This window comes from Colwellia sp. BRX10-1, assembly GCF_014077545.1.
In the GTDB taxonomy this organism is placed as follows: domain Bacteria; phylum Pseudomonadota; class Gammaproteobacteria; order Enterobacterales; family Alteromonadaceae; genus Colwellia_A.
Genome location: NZ_JACGWC010000013.1, coordinates 85031 through 103358 on the forward strand (window position 1 = coordinate 85031; position 18328 = coordinate 103358).

Annotated in this window: 17 protein-coding genes; 15 read left to right on the forward strand and 2 right to left on the reverse strand. The window is 38.8% G+C overall.

Translation table 11 applies throughout. The features are described from left to right. The first annotated feature begins 109 nt into the window (after positions 1-109). The 11 genes from H4J75_RS12130 to H4J75_RS12180 all read left to right on the forward strand — a co-directional run bounded on the left by H4J75_RS12130 (position 110) and on the right by H4J75_RS12180 (position 12091). Positions 110-661 (forward strand): DUF962 domain-containing protein, encoded by a 552-nt coding sequence (locus H4J75_RS12130; protein WP_182222264.1) that lies wholly within the window; start codon positions 110-112, stop codon positions 659-661. Between the two features lie 204 nt (positions 662-865). Beyond that, the gene (gyrA, locus tag H4J75_RS12135) at positions 866-3589 is read left to right on the forward strand and encodes a DNA topoisomerase (ATP-hydrolyzing) subunit A (RefSeq protein ID WP_182222265.1); all 2724 of its coding nucleotides are present in this window, start codon (positions 866-868) and stop codon (positions 3587-3589) included. 224 nt (positions 3590-3813) lie between these two features. After that, on the forward strand, positions 3814-4902 hold the full coding sequence (gene serC, locus H4J75_RS12140; protein WP_182222266.1) for a 3-phosphoserine/phosphohydroxythreonine transaminase: 1089 nt from the start codon (positions 3814-3816) through the stop codon (positions 4900-4902). Between the two features lie 132 nt (positions 4903-5034). After that, on the forward strand, positions 5035-6378 hold the full coding sequence (gene aroA / locus H4J75_RS12145) for a 3-phosphoshikimate 1-carboxyvinyltransferase (protein ID WP_182215833.1): 1344 nt from the start codon (positions 5035-5037) through the stop codon (positions 6376-6378). Between the two features lie 46 nt (positions 6379-6424). Then, positions 6425-7105, forward strand: a complete 681-nt coding sequence (gene cmk / locus H4J75_RS12150) for a (d)CMP kinase (protein ID WP_182215835.1) — start codon at positions 6425-6427, stop codon at positions 7103-7105. Between the two features lie 122 nt (positions 7106-7227). Beyond that, entirely contained in the window at positions 7228-8889 is a 1662-nt protein-coding gene (gene rpsA / locus H4J75_RS12155) for a 30S ribosomal protein S1 (protein ID WP_070376968.1), read from the forward strand. A gap of 109 nt (positions 8890-8998) precedes the next feature. After that, entirely contained in the window at positions 8999-9286 is a 288-nt protein-coding gene (gene ihfB / locus H4J75_RS12160) for an integration host factor subunit beta (protein ID WP_070373831.1), read from the forward strand. A gap of 80 nt (positions 9287-9366) precedes the next feature. Then, entirely contained in the window at positions 9367-9609 is a 243-nt protein-coding gene (locus H4J75_RS12165) for a lipopolysaccharide assembly protein LapA domain-containing protein (protein WP_070373830.1), read from the forward strand. Positions 9610-9614: 5 nt separating this feature from the next. After that, a complete protein-coding gene (gene lapB / locus H4J75_RS12170; RefSeq protein ID WP_182222267.1) occupies positions 9615-10784 on the forward strand; it encodes a lipopolysaccharide assembly protein LapB in 1170 nt (389 codons plus the stop codon). Positions 10785-10947: 163 nt separating this feature from the next. Next, positions 10948-11643 carry an orotidine-5'-phosphate decarboxylase gene (gene pyrF / locus H4J75_RS12175; RefSeq protein ID WP_182222268.1) on the forward strand — a complete coding sequence of 232 codons (696 nt, stop codon included), beginning with the start codon at positions 10948-10950 and terminating at the stop codon, positions 11641-11643. A gap of 142 nt (positions 11644-11785) precedes the next feature. After that, the gene (locus H4J75_RS12180) at positions 11786-12091 is read left to right on the forward strand and encodes a helix-hairpin-helix domain-containing protein (RefSeq protein ID WP_182222269.1); all 306 of its coding nucleotides are present in this window, start codon (positions 11786-11788) and stop codon (positions 12089-12091) included. A 222-nt stretch (positions 12092-12313) separates the two neighbouring features. Here the strand turns inward: H4J75_RS12180 and H4J75_RS12185 are convergent, their stop codons facing one another. Continuing rightward, a complete protein-coding gene (locus H4J75_RS12185) occupies positions 12314-12667 on the reverse strand; it encodes a rhodanese-like domain-containing protein (RefSeq protein ID WP_182222270.1) in 354 nt (117 codons plus the stop codon). A gap of 179 nt (positions 12668-12846) precedes the next feature. Further along, positions 12847-13143: a ribosome assembly RNA-binding protein YhbY gene (gene yhbY, locus H4J75_RS12190; protein WP_070373826.1), complete on the reverse strand. Its 297-nt coding sequence runs from the start codon at positions 13141-13143 to the stop codon at positions 12847-12849. A 117-nt stretch (positions 13144-13260) separates the two neighbouring features. On the opposite strand from yhbY, the gene rlmE reads away from it, so the two are divergent. The 4 genes from rlmE (at position 13261) to glmM (ending at position 18328) form a co-directional block, all read left to right on the forward strand. Continuing rightward, positions 13261-13887 (forward strand): 23S rRNA (uridine(2552)-2'-O)-methyltransferase RlmE, encoded by a 627-nt coding sequence (gene rlmE, locus H4J75_RS12195; protein ID WP_182222271.1) that lies wholly within the window; start codon positions 13261-13263, stop codon positions 13885-13887. Positions 13888-14018: 131 nt separating this feature from the next. After that, positions 14019-15980: an ATP-dependent zinc metalloprotease FtsH gene (gene ftsH / locus H4J75_RS12200; protein WP_070373824.1), complete on the forward strand. Its 1962-nt coding sequence runs from the start codon at positions 14019-14021 to the stop codon at positions 15978-15980. Between the two features lie 181 nt (positions 15981-16161). Further along, on the forward strand, positions 16162-16944 hold the full coding sequence (folP, locus tag H4J75_RS12205; RefSeq protein ID WP_182222287.1) for a dihydropteroate synthase: 783 nt from the start codon (positions 16162-16164) through the stop codon (positions 16942-16944). Positions 16945-16990: 46 nt separating this feature from the next. Further along, positions 16991-18328, forward strand: a complete 1338-nt coding sequence (gene glmM / locus H4J75_RS12210) for a phosphoglucosamine mutase (RefSeq protein WP_182215846.1) — start codon at positions 16991-16993, stop codon at positions 18326-18328.

Sequence of the window (18328 nt, forward strand, 5' to 3'; positions counted from 1 at the left end):
ATATAGCGACTTGGCGTAAAATGCATTGTAATTGTATCTTGATGTTGAGTAGCTATAGCGATAAATTATTGCTTAACAAGTAAGATGAGATAAACCCTAAGAGGTCATAATGAAATCAGTAGTAGAACAACTATCCACTTATAAAAGTATCCATTTAAATAGAAAAAACATTAACAGCCACTTTATTGGTGTGCCGATGATTATTTGGTCAATTGCCTTATTACTGGCCAGTGTTTCCTTTGAAATTGAATCAACATTTATTAATAATTACTTAGGTATTGAACAGGTTAATTTTACTTTGGCAGGTATAGTACCGGTTATTGTGCTGTTTTATTATCTATTGTTATCGTTGCCACTGGCACTATTAGCGTTTATTTTATTTGGTCCTTTAATGTGGAGTGTTCATGAAGTTGTGACAGCAGAACATCATATTCTAATTGCTATCGGCGTTTTCGTTATTGGTTGGGTTATCCAATTTATTGGTCATCACTATGAAAAAGCAAAACCTGCTTTTCTCGATGATATTAATCAATTACTTATTGGTCCATTGTTTGTTATCGCTGAAGTTTATTTTTTACTTGGCTTGGGTAAAGTTTTAGATAAAACTATTACTGAAAAAGCGATTGCAAAACGCCGTGTTTTTGAACAACAAAAATCTTAACAATATTGAGGCAGATAAAATGCTGAACAATAAATAACCACTTGGGGATTTGTGACTTTTCAGCACGGCCATTTTTAGTGCTTTTTAGATAATAAAGCGGTATGGCATCTCATTAAAACTATGCTAGTATGCTGTGTTAATTAATAATTATAATTTCGAAAAAACTTTCAAAATTCTTGCTAAGTTAAGGGATACCATCGACTTATGACCGATTTGTCAAACAATGTTGTACCTGTCAATATTGAAGATGAGCTAAAAAATTCTTATCTAGATTACGCTATGAGCGTAATTGTAGGTCGTGCATTACCAGATGTACGAGACGGCTTAAAACCTGTTCATCGCCGCGTATTATTCGCGATGAATGTACTTGGTAATGACTTCAATAAACCTTACAAAAAATCAGCACGTGTTGTTGGTGATGTAATAGGTAAATACCACCCACATGGCGACACTGCCGTTTACGATACAATAGTACGTATGGCGCAACCATTTTCATTACGCTACATGCTAGTAGATGGTCAAGGTAACTTTGGTTCGGTTGACGGTGACTCTGCAGCAGCAATGCGTTATACCGAAATCAGAATGTCAAAAATAGCACATTCTATTTTAGCCGATCTTGATAAAGAAACGGTAGATTTTGTACCTAACTATGACGGTACTGAATATATACCTGTTGTTATGCCAACGCGTATTCCTAATTTATTAGTGAATGGTACCTCAGGTATCGCGGTAGGTATGGCAACCAATATACCCCCTCACAATTTAACAGAAGTGATAAACGGTTGTTTAGCACTGATTGAAAATAGTGATTTGACCTTTGAAGAGATATTAGAACATATACCTGGTCCTGATTTTCCGACAGCCGGTATTATCAGTGGTCGTGCCGGTATCGAAGAAGCTTACCGTACTGGTCGTGGCAAAATTAAAATTCGCGCCCGTGCCGATATCGAAGTTCATGAAACAACCGGTAAAGAAACGATTGTTGTTCATGAGTTACCTTATCAAGTAAACAAAGCGCGCCTTATCGAAAAGATGGCGGAGCTGGTAAAAGAAAAACGCCTTGAAGGTATTTCAGCGCTACGCGATGAGTCTGATAAAGACGGCATGCGCATGGTTATTGAAATTAAACGTGGAGAAGTCGGTGAAGTTGTTTTAAATAACTTGTACAAACTTACCCAAATGCAAGTTTCTTTTGGTTTAAATATGGTGGCGTTAACTAACGGCCAACCTAAATTATTTAATATCAAAGAAATGCTTGAAGAGTTTATCCTTCATCGCCGTGAAGTTGTTACTCGTCGTACTATCTTTGAATTACGTAAAGCACGTGAACGCGCGCATTTACTAGAAGGTTTGTCGATTGCATTAGCGAACATTGACCCGATTATTGAATTAATTAAAAATTCACCAACGCCAAGTGAAGCAAAAGAAAAACTGCTGGCTCGTGGTTGGGATTTAGGTAATGTTGCCGATATGCTCAGCGCCGCTGGTGATGACGCAGCACGTCCTGAATGGGTTGAAGAAGGTTTCGGTATTCAAGACGGTCAATACTTCTTAACTATGCAACAAGCACAAGCGATATTAGATCTTCGCTTACATAAGTTGACTGGTTTAGAACACGAAAAAATCTTATCTGAATACAAAGCATTACTCGATATTATCGCTGAGTTATTACATATATTAGGTTCGCCTGAACGTTTAATGGAAATTATTCGTGAAGAGCTAGAAACTATCCGTAATGATTTTGGTGATGAACGTCGTACTGAAATTACTAATGCTTCGCATGACTTATCGATGGAAGACTTGATCACAGAAGAAGATGTTGTGGTTACGTTATCGCATGAAGGTTATGTTAAATACCAAGTGTTAAGTGACTATCAAGCACAACGCCGTGGCGGTAAAGGTAAAGCAGCGACTAAGATGAAAGAAGAAGATTTCATTGAACGTTTATTAATTGCCAATACTCACGATACTATTTTGTGTTTCTCAGATCGCGGAAAACTTTACTGGTTGAAAGTGTTCCAATTACCTTTAGCGAGTCGTACTGCTCGTGGCCGACCTATTGTTAATATTTTACCGCTTGATGCAGGTGAACGTATTACCGCAATATTACCGGTTCGTGAATATGCAGAAGACAAGTTTATTATCATGGCAACGGCTTCAGGTACTGTTAAGAAAACAGCACTTACCGCTTACAAAAACCAACGTGCTAACGGTATTATAGCCCTTAACTTACGTGATGATGACACCTTAATTGGCGTTGCTATTACCGACGGTTACAACGATATTATGTTGTTCTCGGATGCGGGTAAAGTTGTTCGTTTTAATGAGAAACTTCGTGACAGTGAAACGGGTGAAATTAAATTAGACGCAGAAACAGGTGAAGAACGCTGGGCATTAAAGCCTATCGGACGAACCGGTACTGGTGTTCGTGGTATTAAGTTAGAAGGTGATCAAAAGGTTGTGTCACTTATTGTGCCAGTTAATGATGGCCCAATATTAACAATAACCGAAAATGGCTTTGGTAAACGTACCGCGTTAACTGAATACCCAGCGAAAAGTCGTGCGACTAAAGGTGTTGTTTCTATTAAAGTCAGCGACCGAAATGGCCCAGTAGTTGGCGCTGTTCAGGTTGAAGATTTAGATGAAATAATGCTTATCACTGATAACGGTACTTTAGTGCGTACTCGTGTTAATGAAGTCAGTGTTATTGGTCGTAATACTCAAGGTGTTCGTATTATTAGAACGGTTGAAGGCGAACATGTTGTTGCATTGCAACGTATTGACGAAATAGAGGAAGAAGACGTTCTCGAAGGAGCGGAAGAAACTTCTGAGCAGTTAATAGATTCGACAACTGACAGTACTTCAACAGAGGTACCGCCAGAAGCTGACAGTGATGAAGAACAACTCATCGAAAGTGATAACGAATAGTTACCGCTAGAAATTCAGTTTAAAGGGCGGCTAATCACCGCCCTTTTTATGTTCAGGACGAACGGTATTAAGCAAATGCAGGAGCATATCTCCATTTGATGAGCAGTCTTATTTTACCCAAGAGAATGTTGACCAAATTGATGTTTATAATAAAAATAATTAAAACAGTTTGACCAAGTGCATCGACAAACGTATTTAAAACTTTATAGAAGGTGTTGTGTTATATGTCTCAAGTATTTAACTTTTGTGCCGGTCCTGCGATGTTACCTGTAGAGGTAATGAAAAAAGCACAAGTGGAATTTGTCAATTGGCAAGATACCGGTAGTTCAGTGATGGAGCTGAGTCACCGCAGTAAAGAGTTTTTGGTAGTAGCAGCAAAAGCCGAAGCGGATTTACGTGATTTGATGGCAATACCAGAAAATTACAGTGTCTTGTTTTGTCATGGTGGTGGTCGAGGTCAATTTTCTGCGGTCCCTTTAAATTTACTACCAAAAGGCAAATCAGCCGATTATATTATTTCTGGCTCTTGGTCAAAAGCTGCCGCTGCAGAAGCTGAGCATTATGGTGAAATAAACGCGATCAATGTTGTCAGTAAGGTTGAAGGCGAAACTCACGTATTATCAATTAACGAGTGGGGCTTAAACCCTAACGCTGCCTTTGTACATTACTGCCCGAATGAGACCGTTGACGGTATCGAGATGTTTGATATTCCAGAAACTCATGGGGTGCCACTGGTTGCTGATATGTCGTCAACCATTTTGTCTCATGAAATTGATGTTAAAAAATTCGGTCTTATCTATGCCGGTGCGCAAAAAAATATTGGTCCCTCTGGTCTAACTATTGTTATTGTACGTAATGACTTATTAGGCAATGCTCAATTAACAACCCCGTCAATCATGAATTATCAGGTGTTAGCAAAGAACGATTCAATGTACAATACGCCGCCAACCTATGCATGGTATTTAGCCGGTTTAGTGTTTGAATGGTTAAAAGAGCGTGGCGGTGTTAAAGAAATTTCAAAGATAAACAAACAAAAAGCTGAGGTTTTATATGGTTATATTGATGAAAGCGCGTTTTATCAAAATCATATTGAAGCAAAGTATCGTAGTCTAATGAATGTGCCTTTTTGGTTAACAGATGAAAGCTTGAATGATGAGTTTTTAAAACAAGCAGAAGCGCAGGGATTAATGGCTTTAAAGGGTCATCGTATGGTGGGTGGTATGCGTGCCAGTATCTATAATGCTATGCCATTAGCAGGTATAACTGCGTTGGTTGCTTTTATGAAAGAATTTTCCGCTAAAAACAGCAAGTAATAACAGGCAAAGTAATCGTTTTATCTTTGTTTTATCGCTCGTTTATAGTGCTGGCGAGCAACATAAGTAATTATATTTAGTAAAAGTGATTGAAAAATTGTCATAAAACAACATTAATTTAATGGAAAAAAAATGTCTCAAGTAAATAAAACATTAACTATCACCACAGGCCTTGCCGGAAAAGTATCCGGAGATATCATTGTACCAGGTGACAAGTCATGTTCGCATCGCTCTATTATGTTTGGCTCTTTAGCTGAAGGTACCACGCATGTTTCGGGTTTCTTACCTGGAGACGATTGTTTAGCAACAATGAATGCATTTAAGGCGATGGGCATAAAAATAGAAGGCCCTGACAAGCAACAAAATGTTGTTATTCATGGCAAAGGTTTGCGTGGTTTGACCGCACCTCAAGAAGCTTTAAATATTGGTAATTCAGGAACAACTATCCGATTAATGTCGGGATTACTCGCCGGACAAAATTTTGCTTGGCAAATGGCTGGTGACAGTTCTTTAAATAAACGTCCTATGGCACGCGTTGTTGACCCATTAAAATTAATGGGTGCAAATATCTCTGCTGCCGAAAACGGTACGCCACCGGTTATTTCACAAGGTATTGATGAAGGTCAAACCTTAACCGCGATTCATTACGACTTGCCAATGGCCAGTGCGCAAGTAAAATCTTGTGTATTACTTGCGGGAATTTATGCCGACGGCATTACCTCGGTAACCGAACCCGGTATTACTCGCGATCACACTGAACGCATGTTGACCGCTTTTGGTTATCCGGTAAAGGTTGAAGATACCCCGATGGGTAAAAAGGTTTCTATTGAAGGCGGCCATCAATTAACGGCTTGCGACATTCAAGTACCTGGCGATATTTCATCAGCAACATTTTTTATGGTTGCGGGTTTAATTGCTAAAGAAGGTCAGTTGACTATTCGTAATGTGGGTATGAACCCTACGCGTATTGGCGCTATTAATATTTTACAGCAGATGAATGGCGATTTGAGCATCATCAACGAGCGTATGGCGGGCGGAGAGCCTGTTGCTGATGTTGTGGTTAAATCATCACCATTAAAAGGTATTGATATAAACGAACGTGATGTACCGCTTGCCATTGATGAGTTCCCAGCGATATTTATTGCGGCTGCTTGTGCTGAAGGTACAACACGGTTACGTGGCGCAGAAGAATTAAGAGTGAAAGAAAGCGATCGCATCCAAGCAATGGCTGATGGCTTAAAAGAATTAGATATTGACTGTACTGTTTATGATGACGGTATAGATATTGTTGGTGGGCAATTAACATCAGGGACTATTCATAGTCATGATGACCACCGTATTGCCATGTCTTTTGCGATTAGCTCATTACGAGCTACTGGTGAAATTCAAATTTTAGAGTGTGACAATGTAGCGACTTCGTTCCCTAATTTTGTCACCTTAGCAAACCAAGTGGGACTAACACTCAATCAAGCTTAAATTAAGTGACTAACTTAGTTTAACTTGCTTTAGTGTAGATAAAAATATGATAGAACAAATACCGGTAATAACTATAGATGGACCTAGTGGAGCAGGTAAGGGCACAGCCGCACGTTTAGTTGCAGAGCAACTTGGCTGGCACTTGCTTGACAGCGGAGCTATTTATCGTGTGCTTGCAGTGGCGACATTGCATCACCATTTAACTATCGAAGATGAAGAATCCTTGATCCCCATTGCTGCTCATTTAGACGTGCAATTTGAAATAACCAGTCAAGGTGAAGGAAAAGTTATTTTAGAAGGCGAAGATGTTAGTAATAGCATACGCACAGAAGAAGTCGGTGCTATCGCTTCTAAAATAGCAGCCTTCCCTCGAGTGCGTGAAGCGCTTTTACGTCGCCAACGTGCTTTTAAAGTCGCTCCTGGGCTTGTCGCTGATGGAAGAGACATGGGAACAATCGTTTTTAGTAACGCACCGGTTAAAGTATTTTTAACCGCTTCTGCAGAAGAACGAGCACAACGTCGATTTAATCAGTTGAAAGAGAAAGGTTTTGATGTTAAAATCGGGCGCCTTTTGGATGACATACGTCAGCGAGATGAGCGAGATCAGACCCGTACGGTCGCTCCCCTTATCCCAGCAGAAGGTGCGTTAATTGTTGATTCTACTGATCTTTCTATTGATGAAGTGGTCGCTAAGATTTTAACATTTGCCAATGGCAAATTAACGTAAACGAAGCTATATAGCTTCAAAAATCAACCTATAGCCTACTGTACGGATGCACTGGGCACTATTAAATAACCCCATGAAACATTGATGTTGACTGGATTAATAACTGAGTTTATATGCAAGTTATGACTGAAAATTTCGCACAACTATTTGAAGAAAGTTTAAAAGAAATCGAAACACGCCCTGGTTCAATTATCAAAGGTACGATTGTCGCTATTACTAAAGACAATGTTATCGTTGATGCTGGCCTTAAATCTGAAAGTGTTATTGACATTAACCAGTTTAAAAACAACGCTGGTGAAGTTGATGTAAGCGTTGGCGATGAAGTCGACGTATCTCTTAAAGCTACAGATGACGGTTTTGGTGAAACTATTCTTTCACGTGATGACGCTAAACGTCATGAAGCGTGGCAAGTGCTTGAGAAAGCATATGAAGAAAAAGAAACTGTTATCGGTGTTATCAACGGTAAAGTTAAAGGTGGTTTCACGGTTGAAGTTAGCGATATTCGTGCTTTCTTACCGGGTTCATTAGTAGATGTTCGCCCAATTCGCGATACAACTCACCTTGAAGGCAAAGAATTAGAATTTAAAGTTATTAAGCTTGATCAAAAGCGTAATAACGTTGTTGTTTCTCGTCGTGCCGTTATCGAATCTGAAAGCAGCGTAGAACGTGATGCATTGTTAGAGTCATTAGCAGAAGGCCTAGAAGTTAAAGGTATCGTTAAGAACCTTACTGACTACGGCGCATTCGTAGACTTAGGCGGCATTGACGGCTTACTACACATTACAGATATGGCTTGGAAGCGCGTTAAGCACCCAAGTGAAATCGTAAATGTTGGTGACGAAATACAAGTTAAAGTATTGAAATTTGACCGTGAGCGCACTCGTGTATCTCTAGGTATGAAGCAGTTAGGTGAAGATCCATGGGTAGCAATTGCTAAGCGTTACCCTGAAGGCGCTAAACTTACTGGTCGTGTAACTAACTTAACTGACTACGGTTGTTTTGTTGAAATCCAAGAAGGCGTTGAAGGTTTAGTTCACGTTTCTGAAATGGATTGGACTAACAAAAACATCCACCCATCTAAAGTTGTTAACTTAGGTGACACGGTTGAAGTTATGGTATTAGAAATTGACGAAGAACGTCGTCGTATTTCTTTAGGCCTTAAACAGTGTATCGCTAACCCTTGGGAAGAGTTCGCTAAGAACTTCAACAAAGGCGACAAAGTATCAGGTAAGATCAAGTCAATTACTGACTTTGGTATCTTTATTGGTCTTGACGGCGGCATTGATGGTCTTGTTCACTTATCTGATATTTCATGGGCTGGCGGTGAAGAAGCTGTTCGTGAATACAAGAAAGGTGATGAAATCTCAGCTGTAGTACTACAAGTTGACCCTGAGCGCGAACGTATTTCTTTAGGTGTTAAGCAAACTGAAGATGATCCGTTTAATCAGTACCTTGCAGATACTAAGAAAGGTGCTATTGTTACAGGTAAGGTTATCGAAGTAGATGCTAAAGGCGCTAAAATTGAATTAGCCGAAGGCGTTGAAGGATACCTACGCGTATCTGATATTTCTAGTGAGCGTATCGAAGATGCGTCAACTGAATTATCTGTTGGTGATAGTGTTGAGACTAAGTTTATGGGTGTGGATCGTAAGAACCGTGCTATCAGCTTATCAATCAAAGCTAAAGACCAAGCAGAAGAACGTGAAGCTATGGATAACCTAAACCAAGTTGAAGAAACTGGTTTAAGTGCAATGGCTGCAGCGTTTAAAAACGCTAAAAACTAATTTAGACACTTGAAGGTGAGAAGTGTTTGAAATATAACGCTTCTCTTCGTTTAAAATCCATTGGCGAGAAGGTACTATTAACTTCAAACTAGTGAACACAGGAGGTCAAATGACCAAATCTGAACTTATTGAAAGATTAGCCGATAAATTAAGTCATTTATCAGCGAGAGATGTTGAACAGTCTATTAAAGAAATCTTAGAAATGATGGCACAAACCTTGTCAAAAGGTGAGCGTATTGAAATTCGTGGTTTTGGTAGTTTTTCATTACATTTTCGTGCTCCTCGTGTTGGACGTAACCCTAAAACTGGCGAATCCGTTGAGTTGGCAGGTAAATACGTTCCTCATTTTAAACCTGGAAAAGAGTTACGTGAAAGAGTAAATCTTTCAATAGCGTAATTGATAAATTATCAATAAAACGGCATGCTATAATGGTATGCCGTTTTTTTTAACTTAATTTTCATCATAGGTAACTTATTTTGCGTATTTATATTACAGCGTTTTTACTGTTCAGCTTACTAGTCATCGCTTTTATTTTTGGTAGTCAAAATGAGCAGACCTTAACATTGAATTATCTCATCGCCCGAACTGAATTATCAGTTGCTGCGGCTGTCAGTTTATTTACCACTTTGGGCTTTGTACTGGGCTTACTCTTTGCATTATTGTGGAAGTTTGTTCGAATGATAAAACCTAAAAAATCATCCTCTAAAGAATCAGTGTAAATTATATGTTAGAACTATTGTTCTTATTACTCCCTGTTGCAATGGGCTATGGCTGGTTCATGGGTCGTAATAGTGTTAAACAAAATGATCACTCAGCTAAACAAGCCTTGTCGATAAAATATTCAACAGGCTTAAATTACCTCCTATCAAATCAACAAGATAAAGCGATCGACTACTTACTAGAAGCCCTTAAAGTTGAAGATGATACTGTTGAAGCACATTTTGCCATGGCTAATTTATTTCGTCGCCGTGGTGAGCTCGACCGCGCATTAAAAGTGCATGAGCACTTAGTTAGACAGAAACATTTACCCGCTAAAGATAAGCAACAAGCTGCTTTTGAACTGGGTAAAGATTTTTTTAGTGCCGGCTTATACGACCGCGCTGAAACCATGTTTGAAAAGCTACTTAAATCAAAACACTATGGCTTAAAATCCCTTGATTATTTAATGCGTATTTACCAGTCTACTAAAGATTGGTCAAAAGGCATCAGTCATAAAAAAGCCATTGTTAAAACTAAAGATAAAAAACTTCTTCATAACTTAGCTAATTTTTATTGTGAATTAGCGACAACAGCCTTAGCAGAAGATAACTTTATTGAAGTCATAGAGTTATTAGAGTTGGCGTTGATTTATGATGCTAATTCTTGTCGTGCTAATTGGTTATTAGCTCAAATTTATGAAAAGCATCAACAGTTCAATGAAGCCTGCCGATGCTATCAAGACATCTATCTTCAGGATAAAGAATTCTTTCCTGATGTTATTGATGAAATGCAAAATTGTTATCATCAGTTAGATGCCGACGATGAATATTTTAAATTCATTAGAAAAGTTTATGATGAAACCGGTGGTTCGAGCGCACTGATAAAATACTTAAGTCACCTTGAAGCTAAATATGGCAACGAAAAAGCGAAAGAATTTATTTTACTTGCTTTGAAAAAGCGTCCAACCATTAAAGGCTTCAAACATTTTATTAAGATGCAAATGGTTAACTCTACCGAGCATGACAACACCGAAAATTTAGATATGATCAAAGAATTGATTGGCGCTTATTTGAATCTAAAACCGCGTTATAGTTGTCGAACCTGTGGTTTTAATAGCAGTAAACATTATTGGGCGTGTCCTTCATGCCATGACTGGGAACAATTGAAACCAGTTAGAGGCCTAGAAGGCGAATAATATCCAACTTCTTTGTTCTAAATTTCAATAGCTGCATCTAAAGTACTCACTGGCTAGCGTCAGCTGCGTGCTTTTCTTTGCTCTTGAATGATAGAAGGTCAAATTAGAATATTATTAAAGAATTAAGAATTAAGAATTAAGAATTAAGAATTAAGGATTGAGTATGAATGATGCAAAAGTAGTTGTTGCCCTAGATTTTGATAAAAAAGCGGATGCGCTTGCATTCGTTGATAAGATTCAACCAAAGGATTGTCGCTTAAAAGTGGGTAAAGAAATGTTTACTCATTTTGGACCTGCGTTTGTTAAAGAATTGACGGGTCGCGGCTTCGATGTCTTTTTAGATTTAAAGTTCCATGATATTCCCAATACCGTAGCAAAAGCGGTAACCGCTGCTGCAGAGATGGGTGTGTGGATGGTTAATGTTCATGCCAGTGGTGGACGTGAAATGATGGTTAAAGCTAAACAGGCATTAGAAAAATACGGTGATAACGCCCCATTACTTATTGCCGTCACTGTTTTAACCAGTATGAGTGAAGAAGATTTACTGGGCTTAGGTATTACGCGAACGCCAGCCGAGCAAGTGATGCTGCTAGCAAAGTTGACAAAAGAAGCTGGCCTTGATGGTGTTGTTTGTTCAGCACAGGAAGCTCAAAGCCTGAAAAGCGCTTTAGGTAAAGACTTTAAGCTTATCACGCCAGGTATTAGACCTGCAGGTACCGCAAGTGATGATCAAAAACGTATTATGACGCCAGAGCAGGCAATGGCCGTTGGTGTTGATTATTTAGTTATTGGCAGACCTATTACTCAAGCTGAAAACCCACAGCAAGTTTTGCAGTCGATTAATTTATCGCTTAATTAAGGTCAATCAGCATAATTTTATTAATGGCTATAAATTGACAAAAGTAAAATTTTATCCTAAACCTATTAACGTCTTATTAATAATAAATTAACAGTTTATTATTTGTGAGGCGTAATGGAATTTACAATAAAAGGATATAATCATGATTAATTTTTCAAAAATTTTACTTGTTTGCCTGACCTTTACTTTTTCGTCATTAAGCTTTGCTGAAAGTGTCGGTGGTAATGAGCCCAATGCCAATGTTAATAAAATTGACGAGCGTATTGATATAAACCATGCTGATATTAAGACCTTATCCTTATTAAAAGGCATAGGCATGAAAAAAGCGGCAGCCATTGTCAAATACCGAAATGAAAACGGTAAGTTTATCTCGGTCGAAGACTTGTTGAATGTTAAAAGTATTGGCGGGCAAATATTAGCGTTAAATAAATCAAAATTAACGATCTAGTATTCCTTGAAAATAGAAGATAGAAAAAAGGCTAAACAACTCACTTGTTTAGCCTTTTCAATTTTACTCTTAAGTAAAGTATAGGGTTATTGGCGCGATGTTAATTTTTTTTCTTGTGCAGAACAAACATCACTATGCTGGCATATAAAAGCCCAAACATCTTAACTGTTTAGCCTTTTCAATTTTTACTTACGAGTAAAATATAGGGTAATTGTCGCGATGCTAACTTTTTTCTTGTGCAGAACAAACATCATTATGCTGACATATAATAGCCCAAACATTTTTATAGCCTAAACGGTTTAATTGTTCAGCAGCAAGACTCGCCCGGCCGCCGGTTGCACAATGAAGATATATACGCTGGTCTTCATCAGTCGTGCAGCTACCAATATTCATCTCTAAAATACCACGTGGAATATTAACTGAATTTATCACTGGGCTAGTGGCAACTTCTTGCGCTTCACGCACGTCAATAAAGAGACTTTTCTCTTTTTTCGCACTTAGGTAAGCATCATGAGCCGATGTAGTTTGAATGTTTTTTCTAATTTCAGCTATCAGTGTCGGTATAGTTTTCAACATTTATAAAGGCCTTAATATTTAATGATTAAAAAGAGTCAATATTGTTTCTCTATTACAGCTACATTAGAATATCCTAATATAGTTGTCAATAATGTAATCTTTAAATGTCAGTCTGCGTGTAGTCATAAATTTTAGACATAAAAAAAGAGCCGAAGCTCTTTTAGATAAGAATGTAAAAATTAAATTTTTGGAATTCTTATTTTCTTTTCTGGTGACTGACGATAAATAATTAATGTTTTACCAATTACTTGAACTTTAATTGACGCTGTTTCACGGCAAATAGCTTCAACAATTAATGCTTTACTGTCACGATCATCGGTTGGGATTTTAATTTTAATTAATTCATGATGATTTAATGAATAATCAATTTCGGCAACTACTGCCTCTGTTAAGCCGTTGTTACCCAATAAAACCACTGGTTTCAATGGGTGCGCAAGACCTTTTAAATACTGTATTTGTTTTTTATTTAGGCTCATTAACAATTTTCGTTACAAGTTAGCTTGAATTAATACTATTTTACCTCCATCTACTCTGTAATACTAATAAAACGTTAAATCGTTTTGCATTATTAACAAATTAATTAAGTTAAATTAATGAGTAAAAAGAAATTAAGTAATAGTAGTACCCGTTGGATGCAAGAACACTTTGATGATGAGTATGTAAAAAAAGCTCAGAAACTCGGTGTGCGTTCTAGAGCATACTTTAAAATTGAAGAAATAAACGTTAAAGATAAGCTGATTAAAAAAGGCATGAAAGTGGTCGACCTAGGTGCTGCACCAGGAGGTTGGTCAGAATATGCGGTCAAAGCCGTTGGAAATGGCGGGCAAATTATTGCTTGTGATATCCTGGCAATGGACCCTATTGCTGGTGTTGACTTTTTACAAGGCGACTTCAGAGAAGAACCGGTACTTAATGCATTACTAAACCGTATTGGCGGCAAAGATATCGATGTTGTTATGTCTGACATGGCCGCTAATTTTACCGGTAATGACGGTGCCGATGCCGCAAGAAGTATGTATCTTGTTGAATTAGCATTAGACATGTGTAATCAGGTATTAAAGAAAAATGGCGCATTTGTTGTTAAAGTCTTTCAAGGAGCAGGATTTGAGCAATTTATGCAAGACTTAAGAGGAGCATTTAAAACAGTAAAAACCCGTAAACCAGATTCGTCACGTGCACGTTCACGCGAAGTATATTTGGTTGCTACCGGATTTAAATAGCTCCGAGCGTTAAATTATAGTAAATTACGACTCATCAACTTAAAAGTTTAGGTTGATTTCAGAACTAGCCGTTTATCTGTGCTAGTTGACGGTTAAGTAAAAGTTCATTCAAAGTACAAGAGGTCATTAAGTTGAGCGATATGGCAAAAAATCTTATTTTATGGTTGGTAATAGCGGTTGTTTTAATGTCGGTATTCCAAGGGTTCACTCCGAGCACCACTACTGAACAACAAGTTGATTACACGCGTTTCATTAAAGATGTCCGTCAAGGACAGATTCGTGACGCAAATGTTGATCGTAATGGTGTTATCAAAGGCACAAAACGTAGTGGTGAAGCCTTTGTTACTGTTATTCCCGGTGGTTTCGATCGTGATTTAATTAACGATTTAGTTAAACAAGGCGTTAATGCTTCTGGTGAATTGCCGGAAGAAACTAGCTTTCTAACCACTATTTTTATCTCTTGGTTCCCAATGATTTTGTTGATAGGTGTATGGATATTCTTCATGCGTCAGATGCAAGGCGGTGGTGGAAAAGGAGCGATGTCTTTTGGTAAGTCTAAAGCGAAACTTTTAAGTGAAGATCAGATTAAAACAACTTTTGCTGATGTTGCTGGTTGCGACGAAGCGAAAGAAGAAGTTTCTGAGCTTGTTGATTACTTAAAAGAGCCAACTAAATTCCAAAAACTTGGTGGCCGTATTCCTTCAGGTGTCTTACTTGTAGGACAACCGGGTACAGGTAAAACCTTACTGGCAAAAGCTATTGCTGGTGAAGCTAAAGTACCATTTTTCACTATATCAGGTTCTGACTTTGTTGAAATGTTTGTTGGTGTTGGTGCATCTCGTGTGCGTGACATGTTTGAGCAAGCTAAAAAATCAGCCCCTTGTATCATCTTCATCGATGAAATCGATGCGGTAGGTCGCCAACGTGGCGCAGGTATGGGTGGTGGACACGACGAACGTGAACAAACACTTAACCAAATGTTGGTTGAAATGGATGGTTTTGAAGGTAATGAAGGCGTTATCGTTATTGCCGCAACTAACCGTCCAGACGTTTTAGATCCAGCACTACTTCGTCCTGGTCGTTTTGACCGTCAAGTTACGGTTGGTCTACCAGATATTCGTGGTCGCGAACAAATTCTTAAAGTGCATATGCGCAAAGTACCTTTGGGTGACGATGTTAAAGCATCAGTTATTGCACGTGGTACACCGGGCATGTCAGGTGCAGATTTAGCTAACTTAGTTAATGAAGCCGCATTATTCGCTGCACGTTCGGCTCGCCGCACTGTATCGATGGATGAATTTGAAAAAGCGAAAGACAAAATATTAATGGGTGCTGAACGTCGTTCGATGGTTATGAGCGAAGAAGAAAAAGCCATGACAGCTTATCATGAAGCAGGGCACGCGATTGTTGGTCGTTTAGTGCCAGATCATGACCCCGTTTACAAGGTAAGTATTATTCCTCGTGGCCGCGCTTTAGGTGTCACTATGTATTTACCAGAACAAGACAGGTTTAGTCATAGTAAACAGCATTTAGAAAGTAATATTTCGTCACTTTACGGTGGTCGTATCGCTGAAGAAATGATTTACGGTTTTGAGAAAGTTTCTACCGGTGCATCTAACGATATTGAACGTGCGACTCAACTTGCTCGTAAAATGGTTACTCAGTGGGGCTTCTCACAAAAATTGGGTCCAATGTTATTTGCTGAAGAAGAAGGTGAAGTGTTTTTAGGTCGTTCATCATCTAAATCGTTGAACATGTCTGACGAAACTGCACAAGCGATTGATATTGAAATCAAAGCATTTGTTGACCGTAATTATCAACGTGCAGAAAAGATATTGAACGAGAACCGTGATATTTTAGAGACAATGAAAGATGCGTTAATGCATTACGAAACTATCGATGCTAGACAAATCGATGACTTAATGGAACGCAGAGAAGTTCGTCCGCCAATGGCTGAGTGGGATAATCACTCTGATTCAAAGAAGCCACCTAAAGCTGATGACAATGCCTCTTCTGATACTAAAGAAGATAAAGCTGAGAAAAAAGAAGTAGCGCCAGATCTAGATAAACCTAGTGACGCCTCTGCTGATTAACAGCCTTTAAATATAGCCTCGATTAACGAGGCTTTATTTTATAAAAGCTAATTTACTCTGCTGACAGTAAGTTGTTTTTTATAAAATAAATTTCTATACAGAATAATCACAAAGAGCATAAGTTTTGTTGAAAAATCTACCTTGCGGTACACATTTTCTTAATATTGAAACCCCGCAGGTGATGGGGATTTTAAATGTAACCCCAGACTCATTTTCTGACGGCGGACAATTCTCTCGTATTGACTCTGCGTTAAGACAAGCTGAACAGATGATAGCCGATGGCGCCACCATTATTGATATCGGGGGCGAATCAACGCGACCAGGTGCTAAAGACGTTTCTGTTAAAGATGAGTTAGCGCGTGTTATTCCCGTATTAAAAGCCATTAATGCGCGTTTTAATATCATTGTCTCTATTGATACCAGTAAAGCCGCGGTAATGTCTGAGGGCATCACTTATGGGGCAGGTATCATCAATGATGTTCGAGCCCTGCAAAATGAAGGTTGCTTACCGGTATTAGCACAAGATCAACGTGTTGGTATTTGTTTAATGCATATGCAAGGTTTACCTCGAACCATGCAGCATAATCCTCACTACGTTAATTTAATAGACGACATTACCACTTTCTTTCAGGAAAGAACTTTAGCCTGTGCACAAGCGGGTATTAATACTTCGCGTCTTATTTTAGACCCTGGCTTTGGCTTTGGTAAATCGTTAGAACAAAATTATAGTTTATTGGCGAATATGGCTAAATTTCAATGCCTAGATTTGCCTATATTGGCAGGACTGTCGAGAAAATCGATGATCGGTAATCTTCTTAATCGAGATATTAATGAACGCTTAGCGGGTAGCTTAGCAACAGCCATTATAGCCGCTCAGCAAGGGGCAAGAATTATTCGTGTTCACGATGTAAAAGAAACAGTCGATGCTTTAAAAGTTTTACAAGCTAGCACCATAAATAAATAACTCATCATTAATTATACTAAAAAAGTAAATATAAAGGACAAATAAAATGTCAGAAAGAAGATATTTTGGAACCGATGGCATAAGAGGCCTAGTAGGACAATACCCAATCACCGCTGAGTTTGTGATGAAATTAGGTTATGCCGCTGGCCGCGTACTAGCTGCCCAGGGCACGAAAAAAGTACTTATCGGTAAAGATACCCGAATTTCAGGCTACATGCTTGAGTCAGCCCTAGAAGCTGGTTTTTCTGCTGCGGGTATCGATATTGGCTTATTGGGGCCAATGCCGACACCAGGAATTGCTTACCTTACTAAAACTTTTCGCGCTGAAGCGGGTATCGTTATTAGTGCATCACATAACCCATTTTATGACAACGGCATTAAGTTTTTCTCACAAAATGGTGAGAAGTTACCCGATGATGTCGAACTGGCTATTGAAGCTCAATTAGATAAAGAAATGGGCTGTGTTGAATCGGCTAAATTAGGTAAAGCAACAAGAATTGAAGACGCTGCTGGGCGCTATATTGAGTTTTGTAAAAGTAATTTCCCTAGCCAATATTCCTTAAAAGATTTTAAAATTGTTGTTGATTGCGCACACGGTGCAACTTACCACATTGCACCTAACGTGTTTCGTGAATTAGGTGCACAAGTGATTGAAATTGGTACGTCGCCTAATGGTACCAATATTAACGACCAATGTGGTGCAACATCAATGGACGCTATCAGTAAGGCTGTTGTTGAACATCAGGCTGATTTAGGTATTGCACTCGATGGTGATGGCGATCGCTTGATGATGGTTGATCATACTGGCTATGTGCTTGATGGTGATGAATGTGTCTACGTTATCGCTTCAAACGATTTACAAAGTGGCGTTATTAGTGGTGGTGTTGTTGGTACACTAATGAGTAATATGGGCCTTGAAATTGCGCTTGCGGATATGGGCATACCTTTTGCTCGCAGCAAAGTAGGCGATCGATATGTTACCGAAATGCTCAACAAAAAAGGTTGGCAGTTGGGCGCTGAAAACTCTGGCCATGTGATCAATTTAAAAAATACCTCTACGGGTGATGGCATTATCGCCGCGTTAAATGTATTAACCGCTGTTTGCAGTGGTGATAAAACCTTACACGAACTCCGCCAAGGAATGACTAAATTACCACAAGTGTTAGTTAATGTTAGGTTTACCGGTGACAATGACCCGTTAACGGCGCAGAATGTCGTTGCTGCTGTACATACGGTCAATGAGCAACTATCAGGGCGTGGTCGCGTGTTATTACGTAAATCAGGTACTGAGCCTTTAATACGCGTTATGGTTGAAGGACCAGAATTAATAGAAGTTACTGAGCTAGCAAATGTAATTGCTGATGCTGTTAAAGCCGCTTGTTAA